11 protein-coding genes are annotated in these 13005 nt (G+C 69.3%); 7 read left to right on the forward strand and 4 right to left on the reverse strand.

All coding sequences use genetic code 11. The features are described 5' to 3' along the window. Positions 1–56: 56 nt before the first annotated feature. From AB0K28_RS45985 to AB0K28_RS45995, 3 genes are all read right to left on the reverse strand, one after another. Complete coding sequence (locus tag AB0K28_RS45985; RefSeq protein WP_364383386.1) at positions 57–878, reverse strand: alpha/beta hydrolase; 822 nt, start codon at positions 876–878, stop codon at positions 57–59. Between the two features lie 19 nt (positions 879–897). Further along, positions 898–1467 carry a DJ-1/PfpI family protein gene (locus tag AB0K28_RS45990; protein ID WP_345400512.1) on the reverse strand — a complete coding sequence of 190 codons (570 nt, stop codon included), beginning with the start codon at positions 1465–1467 and terminating at the stop codon, positions 898–900. A gap of 93 nt (positions 1468–1560) precedes the next feature. After that, positions 1561–2304 (reverse strand): GntR family transcriptional regulator, encoded by a 744-nt coding sequence (locus AB0K28_RS45995; RefSeq protein ID WP_364383390.1) that lies wholly within the window; start codon positions 2302–2304, stop codon positions 1561–1563. A gap of 357 nt (positions 2305–2661) precedes the next feature. Between AB0K28_RS45995 and AB0K28_RS46000 the strand changes: the two genes are divergently transcribed. From AB0K28_RS46000 to AB0K28_RS46030, 7 genes are all read left to right on the forward strand, one after another. Next, a complete protein-coding gene (locus AB0K28_RS46000) occupies positions 2662–4077 on the forward strand; it encodes an extracellular solute-binding protein (RefSeq protein WP_364383393.1) in 1416 nt (471 codons plus the stop codon). Beyond that, on the forward strand, positions 4074–5024 hold the full coding sequence (locus AB0K28_RS46005) for a sugar ABC transporter permease (RefSeq protein WP_364383396.1): 951 nt from the start codon (positions 4074–4076) through the stop codon (positions 5022–5024). The genes AB0K28_RS46000 and AB0K28_RS46005 overlap by 4 nt, the downstream gene beginning before the upstream one ends. Next, complete coding sequence (locus AB0K28_RS46010; protein ID WP_364383399.1) at positions 5024–5935, forward strand: carbohydrate ABC transporter permease; 912 nt, start codon at positions 5024–5026, stop codon at positions 5933–5935. Before AB0K28_RS46005 ends, AB0K28_RS46010 begins: the two co-directional genes overlap by 1 nt. Then, positions 5935–7002, forward strand: a complete 1068-nt coding sequence (locus AB0K28_RS46015; RefSeq protein ID WP_364383402.1) for an ATP-binding cassette domain-containing protein — start codon at positions 5935–5937, stop codon at positions 7000–7002. The genes AB0K28_RS46010 and AB0K28_RS46015 overlap by 1 nt, the downstream gene beginning before the upstream one ends. After that, complete coding sequence (locus AB0K28_RS46020; protein WP_345400537.1) at positions 7002–8078, forward strand: ABC transporter ATP-binding protein; 1077 nt, start codon at positions 7002–7004, stop codon at positions 8076–8078. The genes AB0K28_RS46015 and AB0K28_RS46020 overlap by 1 nt, the downstream gene beginning before the upstream one ends. Positions 8079–8149: 71 nt before the next feature. Beyond that, positions 8150–9610 carry an NAD-dependent succinate-semialdehyde dehydrogenase gene (locus AB0K28_RS46025; RefSeq protein WP_364383406.1) on the forward strand — a complete coding sequence of 487 codons (1461 nt, stop codon included), beginning with the start codon at positions 8150–8152 and terminating at the stop codon, positions 9608–9610. Positions 9611–9653: 43 nt separating this feature from the next. Then, positions 9654–10892: an iron-containing alcohol dehydrogenase gene (locus tag AB0K28_RS46030; protein ID WP_364383409.1), complete on the forward strand. Its 1239-nt coding sequence runs from the start codon at positions 9654–9656 to the stop codon at positions 10890–10892. Between the two features lie 111 nt (positions 10893–11003). On the opposite strand, the gene AB0K28_RS46035 is transcribed toward AB0K28_RS46030, so the two are convergent. Beyond that, complete coding sequence (locus AB0K28_RS46035) at positions 11004–12548, reverse strand: cellulose binding domain-containing protein (protein WP_364383412.1); 1545 nt, start codon at positions 12546–12548, stop codon at positions 11004–11006. Positions 12549–13005: the final 457 nt, after the last annotated feature.

Genomic DNA, 13005 nt, shown 5'->3' on the forward strand with positions numbered 1-13005 from the left:
GCCCCCACCCAAGCATCCGCCACCGACACTTTCGCCGCCGGCCTCGGCCGCAGCGATCAGGAGCCTCGGTCCCGGCCGAGGAAGCACGACAGGAGTCGCCTGAAGTCGTGCGGATGCTCAAGTGCCGGCACGTGGCCGCACCGGCCGAACACGTGCAGACGGACATCGGGCAGGTGGTCGAGCAGGGGCAGGGCTGCCGTCTCCAGCGGGGTGAGTCGGTCCTCGGCGCCGTGGACGAGCAGTACGGGCGCGCGGATCCCGGCCAGCGTTCGCGCCGAGAGGGTGAGGTCGTCGGCCCAGCGTGCCCTGGGCGGAGGGAACAACGACTCGTACGCGGCCGCCCCCTCTCGCATCGCGGCCGCACGGGCGGCGACGGCCGGCTCGGTCACGAGCGCCTGGTCGAGGACCAGGCGACTCAACATGTCGCGGGCCCCGAGCGGGCCGGGGGCGGCGGCCCAGACCGCGTCGAGTTCGGCGGACAGCGGCGCCCCGGGGGCGCCCATCGTCGAGACCGCCACGACACGGGTGACCTGCCGGGGACGCGCGGCCGCCAGCGCCAGCGCCACGGCGCCGCCCATGGAGTGGCCCACCACGGCGTAGCGCTCGGCGCCGAGAGCGTCCATCAGGCCCGCGGCCTGCTCCGTCCACAGCCGGAGCCCGCCCCTGGAGCCCGGCGGGATAGGCGTACGGCCGAACCCCGCCTGGTCAGGAGCCACCAGGTGCAAGGACGTGCCCAGCGCCTGTGCCGTCGCCGCCCAGGCGCCGGATCCGGTCGTACCGGGTCCGGAGCCGTGCAGCATCAGCACCGCGGGCCCGGTGCCGCTCTCCAGGACGTGGACGGGGGAGCCGCCGACGGTGACGGTCCGCTGTGCCGTCACCGGGACGGGCCAGGCGTGCTCATGACGAGGCGGAGTTGAGTGACTTCGAGAAGACCTCCATCATCGCCCTGCCGAACTGCGGCATGTCCGGCCACCCCCGGCAGGAGACGAGGTTGCCGTCCACGACGTCGGGAGCGTCGATGACCGTCGCGCCCGCGTTCTCCATGTCACCGGTGATGGGCGGGAAGCACGCCGTCTTCCGCCCTTTCAGCAGCCCGTACACGGCCGGCACCTGCGCGCCGTGGCACACCAGCGCGATCGGGAGGTTGCGCGCGAAGAAGTGCTCGGTGATGCGCCTGACGTCGGCGTCGACCCGGATCCACTCGGGAGCACGTCCCCCAGGGATGATGAGGGCGTCATAGCGCTCGACGTCGACCTCGGCCCAGGGCACGTCCACCGGCAGCTTCCGGCCGTTCTTCTCCACGTAGGCGTCGGAGTTGGGGTCGAACTCGTGGATGACCAGCTGAACGTCACGCATCGTCCGTGACGAGACGTCGACGTCCCAGCCGCCCTCCTGCACGCGATAGTAGGGATACATGGTGTCGAGCTCCTCGGCGGCGTCGCCGGTCAGGAGCAGCGCTCTGGGCACCTGTTTCTCCTCGCATCTGGGCGGGTGAGGTGGATCCAATCCGATCCGATCCGATCGGATGTTGAGTTAGCATTCCTCGGTCCGGCCCGCCCGTCAAGCCTCTGCCGCCCTTCCGTCCGCGCCCTCGGCCTCGTCGAACAAGCGCCGGAACCGCTCGCCGGACCGCAGGATGTGCCGGCGCATGGCGTAGGCGGCGGCGTCGGGGTCACGCGCGGCGATCGCGGCCAGCACCTCTTCGTGCTCGGCCATGGCCAGGTGGGTGACCTGGGCGTCGCGGTGCAGCCGGAAGAGGTGCACGTGGGTGTGCAGGCGGGCGAGTGCTTCGCGGATGACCTGGTTCTCCGCGCTCAGGGCGACGAGATCGTGAAAGGCGGCGTCGCGCAGCCCGAAGGCGCCATAGGCCATGGGTCCCTTGCCGCCCTCCAGCTCCGCCATGTCCTCCAGCATCCGTCGCATGCCGGCCACCTGCTCCGAGGATGCGCGTTCCGCCGACCTGCGCGCCGCCGCCGGCTCGAGGAGCAGGCGGAGCTCGAGCATGTCCTCGAATCGGTGGCGGGTGATCTGGGGGGGAATGCGATAGCCGGCATGGGGCACGCGCACGACCAGGCCCTCGGCCTCCATGCGGTTCAGGGCGTCCCGGATCGGCGTCTGTGAGACCCCCAGCTCTCGCGCCAGGACATCGATCGTGACGCGGGAGCCGGGCTCTATCCGGAGCGACATCATCTGTCCGAGCAGCGTGTCGTACACCTCGTCGGCGAGCCGGCCGCGAGATCTTCGCGGCGGCGCTCCGCCCGTCATGGCCTCACGGCGCCACGCGATCACCGCTTCGTCGTCCATCGTGACGTGAGGTCCTTTCTCGCGTCTTCGGGAACCTGTTGTCATCGGTCGCCATACTGCGGGATATTGACGCTTCCCATCGGATCGTATAGGAAAGGTGGCGGATGCCAGCCATCCCTCACCTATCGGGGAACCGTCCGTCATCGCTCCGCTTCGATCAGTTGGAGCTTCCATGAGCATGCTCGACATCCGACTCGGTTCGACTGCTTGAAGCCCATCACGTCGCGGCGCATTCGTGACTCCGGTCCGCGGGTCAGCCCCCGCGCCGCCCGGCGACACGCCTGAACAAGCCGGCAACCGCTCGGCGAAGCACGCAGCAAGGCTCCAAAGCCCCCCGCCCAGAAAGCAGGCGAGAAGATGCGGTATCCCAAGCGAAGAGGACGACTGTCCGTTCCCAGCCGAAAGGTGCGGCTGGCGACGGCGGCCATGGTGGTGGCCACGACCGTGGCGGCCTGCGGCGGCCAGAACGACAGCGCCCCCAAGGCACCGGCGGACATCCCGGAGCTCACCAAAGATCCGCTGACCCTCAGCTTCATCTGGTTCGACTGGCCCCCCGCCCACGCGCTGGAGACCTTCGCGAACGCGGAGTACGCCAAGGAACGGCCGAACGTGACCGTCAAGGTCAAGACCGTGCCGAACGCGAACTGGCACGACGCGATGTTCACCCAGTTCGCCGCGCACAAGACCGACTTCGACATCCCGATCCTGGACTCGCAACACATCGGCGAGGCCGTGACGAACGGCAACATCCTGGACCTCACCGACTTCGTCAAGAAGAACATCGACGTCAATGCCTACAACCCCTACCTCCTGGCGGCCTACGGCCAGTTCCCCCAGGCGGAGACCGGGAAGCGCGACGAGAACGCCAGCCTGTACGGACTGCCGCTGCTCGGCGACACCTGGACGATGATCTACCGCAAGGACCTGATCGGCGACAAGCCACCGCAGACCTGGGACGAGATGATCTCAGTCGCCGAGAAGTGCCAGGCGGACAACCCCGGCGTCAGCGGGCTGGCCTTCCACCAGGCCAACGGCTCCGACGCCGCGGCCGTCACCTACAACACGGTCAACGGCGTCTACGGCGGCAACCTCTGGAACCCCAAGACGCGCAAGATCGACGGCGTCCTCAACGACGCTGCCGGCCAGGAGGCGATGGACGTCCTGGTCAACAAGATGAAGCCGCTGACCGCCAAGGGCTCGGGCAACTGGTTCATCGACGAGGTGAACGCGGCGGTCGCCCAGGGCAAGGCGTGCATCGCGTTCAACTGGATCGCCGCGAGCGGCGGCCTGCTCGACCCGAAGCAGTCGACGCTCGGCACCACGCGGGAGCAGATCCTCGACAAGCTGGGCTTCGCCACCCTGCCGAGCCAGAAGACGAACCTGGTGCCTCTCGGCGGCATGGGGATGCACGTGTCGGCCTATTCCCCCGAGGCGAACCAGGCCGAGGCCCTGAACTTCATGAAGTGGTTCGAGCAGGCCGACATCCAGAAGAAGTGGGCCGCGGCCGGTGGCGTGCCGTCGCGTACGGACGCCCTGGAGTCGCCCGAGTTCCTCGATGCCGCGCCGTTCAACCAGGTGTACACCGACTCGGTGCCGCGGATGCGGGACATGTGGAATGTGCCCGAGTACGCGCGCCTCGTCGACATTGAGAACACCAACGTGAACGCGGCGCTCAACGGCGCGAAGGCGCCGAAGGAGGCGCTCGACGACATCGCGAAGGAGCAGCAGAGCGTGCTCGACGCCGCCAGCGGGAAAGGCGGCGGCGGACTGTGAGTGACTCCGCCTCCCTGACGACCGACCACCCTGAGCAGGCGGCGTCTGCGCCGCCGCCTGCTCAGGGCCGGTTCCGCCGCCTCAGCGATCGCGGGCTCGCCGTGGCCTTCACCTCGCCCGCGCTGCTGCTGTTGCTCGCGATGTCGGTGTTTCCGTTGCTGTGGGCGTTGTACCTGTCCTTCACCGACTACTCGGCCACCCGCGGGGGGCCGGCCCAGTTCATCGGGTTCGGGAACTACACCGCCATCCTGGCTTCGGAGCAGGTCCACCTGAGGGCCTTGACGACGTTGATCTACGTGATCGGCGCGGTCACCCTGCAGACCGTGCTCGGTTTCGCCATCGCCTACCTGATCTCCCGGCGCACGCACGGGCGAGGGCTGCTGACCACGCTGTTCCTGGTGCCGATGATGCTGTCGCCGGTCGTGGTCGGGCTGTTCTGGCGATTCATGCTCGACGCGCAGTTCGGCGTGATCAACAGCATGCTCGGCTCGCTCGGCCTGGGGCAGGTGGAGTGGCTCACCGGGCAGCGAACGGCACTGATCTCCCTGATCCTGGTCGACACCTGGCAGTGGACGCCGTTCATCATGCTCATCGCACTAGCGGGCCTCACCGCGGTTCCCAAGTACTTGTACGAGGCCGCCTCGATCGATCGGGCGTCCGAGTGGTTCCGGTTCCGCACCATCACCCTTCCGCTGGTGTGGCCACTGCTCCTCATCGCCGTGCTGTTCAGGGCCATCGAGGCCTTCCGGCTGTTCGACCTCGTCTACATCCTCACCAGCGGAGGCCCGGGGGTCTCCACCGAGACGTTGTCGTTCCACGTCTACAAGGTCGCGTTCCTGGGCTTCAACACCGGAACCGCCTCGGCGTACGGGATCCTGATGATCCTCGTCGTCATCGTCCTCACCCAGCTCTACCTGCGCTACTTGAACAAGCTCAAGGAGGACTGATGGCAGTCTCCGTCGACGAGGCCGTGTCCGCACGGCCTGACCGGGATCGCAGGTCCCCCGCGCGCCGCTTCGGCGGCCGCGGCCGCTCCGCGCTGGAGGTCGCGCTGCTGACCGTGCTGGCCGCCGTGATGCTCTTCCCTGTGTTGTGGATGATCGAGACGTCCATCAAGGAGAACCGGGACGTCTACGCCATCCCGGCCAAGTTCTTCGACTTCAAGGTCACCTTGGACCATTACAAGGACGTGTTCGTCGCCTCCGGCAGCGGTCGTTCGACCCTGTCCGCCGCATTTCTCAACTCCGTGGTGGTCGCCGGGGCCTCCACGGCGCTGGCCACCGTGCTGGGGGTGCCGGCGGCCTGGGCCTACTCACGCTTCGCCATGAAGGCCAAGAAGGACCAGCTGTTCTTCATCCTGTCCACGCGCTTCATGCCGCCCGTGGTGGTCGTGATCCCGATCTTCCTCATGTATCGCCAGGTCGGGCTCATCGACACCAAGCTCGGCCTGATCCTCATCTACGCCGCGTTCAACGTCCCGTTCACGATCTGGATGATGAAGGGGTTCGTCGACGAGGTGCCCGCGGAGTACGAGGACGCCGCCATGCTCGACGGCTACACCCGCTTGCAGGCGTTCTGGCGATTCACCCTCCCCCTGCTCCTGCCCGGCATCGCCGCGACGGCGGTCTTCGCCCTCATCTTCTCGTGGAACGAGTTCGTGTTCGCCATCTTCCTCACCTCCAGCGACAGCGTGCGGACGGCGCCACCCGCCATCGCCGGCCTCATCGGCGGAACCACCGTGGACTGGGGCCTGGTGGCCGCCGCATCCGTGGTGTTCGCCCTGCCGGTGCTCGTCTTCGCCTACCTGGTGCGCAAGCACCTCGTCGCCGGTGTGACGCTCGGGGCGGTGCGACGCTGATGGCGGGCATCGAGGTGAAGGCCCTGCACAAGCGCTACCCGGACGGGACGGTCGCGGTCGATCACGTGGACCTGGCCATCCGCGACGGTGAGCTGTTCGTGATGCTCGGCCCTTCGGGTTGCGGCAAGACGACCACGCTGCGGGCCATAGCCGGCCTGGAGAGGCAGACGACGGGTGACATCCGCATCGGCGACACGCTGGTCAACGACCTGCCGCCCGCCGAGCGCGACATCGCCATGGTCTTCCAGTTCTACGCTCTCTATCCGCATCTGAGAACCCGCGACAACCTGGCGTTCCCCCTGCGGGCCGAGGGACTGCCCAAGGCGGAGGTGCATGAGCGGGTCGAGGAGGCCGCCCGGCTGATGCGGCTCGGTCCGCTCCTGGACCGGCGGCCGCGCCGGCTGTCCGGCGGGGAGCAGCAGCGCGTCGCGCTCGCTCGCGCCCTGGTGCGACGGCCGCGCGCCTTCCTCATGGACGAACCTCTCACCAATCTGGACGCGGAGCTGCGGACGGACATGCGCACGGAGATCAAGCACCTGCAGGGGGAGCTGGGGACGACGATGGTCTACGTCACCCACGACCAGGTCGAGGCCATGTCGCTCGGTCACAGGATCGCCATACTCAACAAGGGCCGCGTCGAGCAGATCGGCACGCCGCTGGAGGTCTACGACCGTCCGGCGAGTCTCTTCTGCGCCGCGTTCATCGGCTCCCCGCCGATGAATCTGATCGAGGTGGAGGTGGCCGACGGGAAGCTGCGCGGTCAGGGCGGACTGGCCCTCATGCCACCGCCGGGCCTGCCGCGCGACCGTCGCCTGGTCGCAGGCGTCCGGCCGGAGGCGCTGGAAGTCACCGAACCCCAGGCCGAACGTTCGGTCCCGGCCCGCGTGGTCTCGGCCGAGTGGCTCGGCGACGAGATCATCTACGTGGTCGACCACGGCGGCCGGCGGGACGTGCGGGTGCGGATGCCGCCGACCGTGCGTTTCGCCGCTGACGCACCGGTCGGGCTGCGGCACACCGGCGGGACCCCGGTGGTCTACGACGCGAGCACGGAAGAGCTGGTGGCCTGATGGGTAGCGTGACAGTGCGCGGGCTGCGCAAGTCCTTCGGCAAAGTCCAGGCTCTGGACGGGGTGACGCTGGACGTGCCGGACGGATCGTTCTTCGTCGTGCTCGGACCCTCAGGGGCGGGCAAGACGACGACCCTGCGAGCGATCGCCGGCCTTGAGAAGCTCGACGCCGGGTCGGTGCATCTGGACGGGAAGGACGCGACCGGTGACGCCCCGGCCGCACGCGACCTGGCCATGGTCTTCCAGAACTACGCCCTCTACCCGCGGCACACGGCGTACGAGAACATCGCCTCGCCGCTGCGGGCACGCCGCCGTTCCGCGAGCGAGATCGCCGCCGCGGTCGAGCGGATCTCGAGCCTGCTGCACATCGAACGTCTGCTGCAGCGTCGTCCGGCGCAGTTGTCGGGCGGTGAGATGCAGCGCGTCGCCCTGGCCCGCGCGCTCGTCCGTCGCCCACGCGCGTTCCTCATGGACGAGCCGCTGACGAACCTCGATCTCAAGCTCCGCGTCGAGATGCGCACCGAGCTCACCCGCATCCACCGCAGCCTCGGAGCGACCTTCGTCTACGTGACCAACGACCAGGTCGAGGCCCTGTCCATGGCCGACCAGGTCGCGGTGCTCAAGGAGGGGAAGGTGCAGCAGGTCGGAACGCCGGCCGAGGTGTACGAGCGTCCGGCCAGCCAGTGGGTCGCGGGATTCGTCGGGAGCCCGCCGATCAGCCTGCTCGCCTGCCATGCCGAGGGAGATCGTCTGGTCGGGGCGGACGGCTGGACGCTGCCGCGGCCCCGCTGGACCACGGCCGAGGACGGTCGTCCGCTGCTGCTGGGCCTGCGCGCGGAGGACCTGTCCGTCGAGCAGCGTGGGGACGCGTCGTTGTCGGGTGAGCTCTACGGCCTTGAGCCGCTCGGTGACCGGACGGTGGTCGACGTCCGCGTGGGGAAGGAGATCCTCAAGGTCAAGGCACGAACCACCGTCACCGGTACGCCGGGCGAGCGGCTGCTCGTCACGGTCGACCTGGACCGTGCGCACCTGTTCGATGCGGGCACCGGGCTGGCGCTGTCCGAAGCCGGGCGATGACCGTCGACGCGCGTGACGCGATCGCTGAGGGCACGCCGGACAGCACCAGGAACATCACAGGAGGCGACGCAATGAGTGACCCGATGAACGTCCTGGCCCCCGAGCACCGGCGGCTCCGGATCGGCGACGCCTGGCGCGACGCCGCCGGCGGAGCCACCTTCGCCGTCGAGGACCCGGCCACCGGCAAGACCATCGCCGAGGTGGCGGACGCCGGCGCCGCTGACGGGCTCGCCGCTCTGGACGTGGCGAGCAAGGCGATGGCGAAGTGGGCGGCGACCCCGCCGCGAAAACGGTCGGAGTTGCTGACCGCGACGTACCGGGCGCTGACCGAGCGATCCGAGGAGGTCGCCCGGCTGATCACGCTCGAGATGGGCAAGCCGCTCGCCGAGGCTCGCGGAGAGGTCGCCTACGGCGCCGAGTTCTTCCGCTGGTTCGCCGAGGAGGCGGTGCGTGTCGAGGGGCGCTACAACACCGCCCCCGCCGGTGGATACCGCATCCTCACCGTGCCCAAGCCGGTCGGGCCGTGCGTCTTCGTGACGCCCTGGAACTTTCCGCTGGCCATGGGCGCCCGCAAGATCGCTCCCGCGCTGGCGGCGGGCTGCACGACGATCACCAAGCCGGCCGCCCAGACGCCACTCACCATGCTGCTCCTGGCCCGCATCATGGAGGAGGCCGGCGTCCCCCCGGGCGTCGTCAACGTCGTGACCACCACGCGCGCCGGCGAGGTGGTCTCAGCGCTGCTGGCCGACCGCCGGACCCGCAAGCTCTCGTTCACCGGGTCGACCGAGGTCGGGCGCGTGCTGCTCCGGCAGGCGGCCGACAACGTGCTGCGCACCTCCATGGAACTGGGCGGCAACGCGGCCTTGATCGTCTGTGCCGACGCGGACCTGGACGTCGCGCTCGACGGCGCCATGGTGGCCAAGATGCGCAACATCGGCGAATCCTGCATCGCGGCCAACCGCATCTACGTCGAGGAGCCGGTGCGCGAGGAGTTCACGGCACGCTTCGCCGAGCGGATGGGCGCGCTCTCGATGGGCCATGGTCTCGACGACGGCGTGGACGTCGGGGCGTTGATCGACGAGGCGTCGGTCACCAAGATCGACGAGCTCGTCGCCGACGCGGTCGATCGCGGCGCCCGTGTTCTGGTGGGCGGCGAGCGTCCGGACGGGCCGGGCTACTTCTACCCGCCCACCGTCCTCGTCGACGTGCCCGGAGACGCGCGGCTGCTGGAGACGGAGATCTTCGGCCCGGTGGCGCCGATCATCTCGTTCACGTCCGACGACGAGGTGCTGGCGAAGGCCAACGACACCGAGCACGGGTTGGCCGGATACGTCTTCACCCGCGACCTCCAGCGGGCGATCCGGTTCGCCGAGGGGCTGGAGACGGGGATGCTCGGCATCAACCGTGGCCTGATCTCGGACCCGTCGGCTCCGTTCGGAGGCGTGAAGCAGTCCGGGATCGGCAAGGAGGGGTCGCACGAGGGCGTCCTCGAGTACCTCGACGTCACCTACGCGGCGATCGACCTACCGTGACCGGCACGGATCCGTACCGCCGACGTTCCAGAGAGGCACTGACATGCTTGAGACCGTCCGCGGACCACGCCAGCTGATAGTGGGCGAAGGGGTCGCGCAGAACATTCCACGAGTGGTGGCCGAGTGCGGCTCGCGCGTCCTCATCGTGACCGACCGGGTTCTCCTGGAGCAGCCGGGCGTGGCCGGGATCGTGGCCGCCGTACGGGAGAAGGTCGAGGTCGTCGGGATGTTCGCCGACGCCACTCCGGACGTGCCACTCGCCGATGTCGCCCTGGCCGTCTCGGCCGCCGCAGAGGTGGACGCCGACGTCATCCTCGCCATCGGCGGTGGCACGGTGATCGACCTCGCCAAGATCGTCGGGGTCATCCGGTGCCACGGCGGGACGCCGCGCGACTTCTACGGCGAGTCGAAGGTGCCGGGGCCGACGACTCCTCTCGTCGCGATCCCGACGACGTCAGGCACCGGCTCCGAGCTCACGCCCGTCTCGGTGCTGACCGACCCGGACCGCGAGCTGAAAGTCGGGGTCTCCAGCGTCCACATCGTGCCCGACTTCGCCATCGTCGACCCCGAGCTCACCTACACCTGCCCCGCGACCGTCACCGCCCACTCCGGCATCGACGCGTTCTGTCACGCCGTGGAGAGCTACACCGCGCGGCCCCGGCCCCACGGCCCGCGTGACCCGGTGGAGCAGGTCTTCCTCGGCCGCAACCCGGTCACCGATCACTACGCGCTCCTGGCCGCGGAGCGGATCGCCCGCAGCCTGCTCCATGTCGTCAGGGACGGAGGCGACAAGGAGGCGCGCGCGGACATGTCCTACGGGTCCATGCTGGCCGGGCTCGCCTTCGCTCACGCGGGCAACGCGGCTCCGCACGCACTCCAGTACCCCATCGGCGCGGCCACCCACACACCGCACGGCCTGGGCGTCGGGCTGCTGCTGCCCTACGCGCTGGACGCGGCCAGGGACGCCATCGGCGACCGGCTGGCCATCCTCGCCCGGGTGTGCGGGCTCGACGTGACCGACGCCTCGGAGGCCGAGGCCGCGGACACGTTCCTCACCTGGCTCGACGGGCTCCTTGCCGACATCGGCATCCCTCCTACCTTGGCGGACATCGGCGTGGCACGCGCCGACCTGCCGCGCTTCGCGGAGATGGCCGGCGGCGTCACCCGGTTGATCCAGAACCATCCAGGCCCGACCGACACCGCCAGCCTGACTGCGATCCTCGAAGCGGCCTGGCTCGGGGACCGGACCCGACACGTCCTGACTCCGGAGCAGCGACAGTGACGGGCTTGCGCGTGACGACGAGCTCGCCGCCCTCCCGGCTACGCCTTGATGGCGGCCGCCCCGGGCCCGTCCCTACCGGCGGGCGCCGGTAGGGACGGGATCGCAGGTCGTTCACGGGCTGGTACAGGTGTATCCGGATGGCAGGGCCGTGTTGCCGTCGGGACGGCCGGCCTGGAAGCCGAGGCTGGTGGTGCTGGCTCCGGGGGCCAGCGTGCCGTTGAAGCTCATGCTCTTCGCCGTGACGGTCTGCCCGCTGGTGGTGACGGTGGCGTTCCACGAGCCGGTCAGCGTATGCCCGGCCGGGAGCGTGAAGGTGACCGTCCAACCGGTGATCGTCGAGGTGCTGGTATTGGTGATCGTCAGCGGCTGGACCACATAGCCGGAACCCCACTGGGTCTGCACGGTCGGCGTGGCCGTGCAGGCTCCGGTGGTGCCGCCGCTCGTGGTGGTGACCTGGACCGTGTCGGACACCGGCGAGAGGTTGCCGGCGGCGTCCCGCGCGCGGACCTGGTAACGGTAGGTGGTGCTCGGGGTCAGGCCCGTGTCGCTGAACGAGGTCGTGGCCGAGGTGCCGACCTGGGCGAAGGAGCCGCCGCTCGCCCCGGGCGCGCGCAGGACGTCATAGCCGGCCACCCCGACGTCGTCGCTGGAAGCGGTCCAGGACAGGTTGGTGCCGCCGGCGGTGGTGCCGGAGGCCGCCAGCCCGGCGGGGGCGGTGGGCGGCGTGGTGTCGTCCGTGCCCCCCTGGAACTGGTTGAAGAAGTTCCACACCACTGCCTTGGTCCAGGTCCGTGCGCCGTCGTCGGCGGTGGACCCGTCCACTGGACCGGGGGTATGACCCCCGTCGAACGCCGCCCATACGACCGGGTACCCGGACCGGCATCCCGAGTAGGCGGTGACGACGTGACTCAGGCTGCCCTGCGCCGGCTCAGGAGGGTTCTGCGCGGTGCAACCGTTGTTCCTGACGAACCTGTCGCGCAGGGACCGGCCCTGCGAGATGTTGAGCACGTTGTCCCTGAGGCCGTGCAGCCCGATGTAGGCGATGGGTTGGGTGCCGCCGCTGCACCCGCTGAGCTGGGCGCCGGCGTAGACGGCGACCGCGCGGAAGACCGTCGCCCGGGCGCAGGCCAGGGCGTAGCTCATGCCGCCGCCGTAGCTGAAGCCTCCGGCGAACCGCTGCGTGGTGTCGACGCACAGGTCCGCTTCGATCAGCCTGAGCATGTCGTCGACGAAGGTCAGGTCTTCGCCGCCGGAATTGGCCCAGCCGTTGTTCAGACCCTGGGGGGCGACGAAGATCGCGGTGTTGTTCGCCAGCTGCCTGAGCCCGTAGTAGGACCAGGTGAATCCGCTGGAGCCGCCCGAGTCGACGTCGTTGGCGGTGCCGCCCAGCCAGTGGAACCCGAAGATCAACCGATAGGGATTGGCGTTGTTGTAATTGTCGGGGATTCTCAAGATGAAGGAGCGAGTCCGGCCGCCGCTCTGGATCGAGTGCGTGCCGCTTCTGAGCGTTGGAGTCTTGCCGCAGCCTGCCGTCGCCGCGGCCGCGCTCGCCGTGCGTGACGTGGCTTCGCTGCTGCTCAGCGCCGTACCACCGGTGGCCGTCACGAGAAGCGCGGCGACCGTGACGGCGGCGAAGATGGATTTACCGCGTAACATCACTCACCTGCCTGTGGCTGCGCCGAGAGGGGCGGTGCCATGGCCTCGGATAGCGTCAACATGGGGTTGATCAGTCCTCTCGTCCGTGCCGACCTGGTGGCAGGTGAGAGGCGTGACGGTTCATCGTGTTACCGCTAACACAGCTCTCGCGCCTGCCCTCCGCCGATGGGTGGTGGTGCGACCGGAGCAAATACGAGGCGGGCGGGTGCCGTCAAGGCGCCCCGCTCCTCTGTTACGGATGAGTGGCGGCCCATGCCCCTCCTGCTGGCAGGTGATACATCGGTCATCCGGAAACAGACTGAAAGTTTCAAGGCGACAAGCGTGCCACACCTGGCCTACACCGAGACTCCGCAAGGGTCGCGAGCCGATACACGCCGAGCACCGCCAAGCCGCGGCGCTCGCCAACCAGGTCCGCAGCAGCGCAGCAAGGTCGCCGTCGCCGTAGCGACCAGCAACG

The organism is Nonomuraea sp. NPDC049504 (genome assembly GCF_040676845.1).
Classification (GTDB): domain Bacteria; phylum Actinomycetota; class Actinomycetes; order Streptosporangiales; family Streptosporangiaceae; genus Nonomuraea; species Nonomuraea salmonea.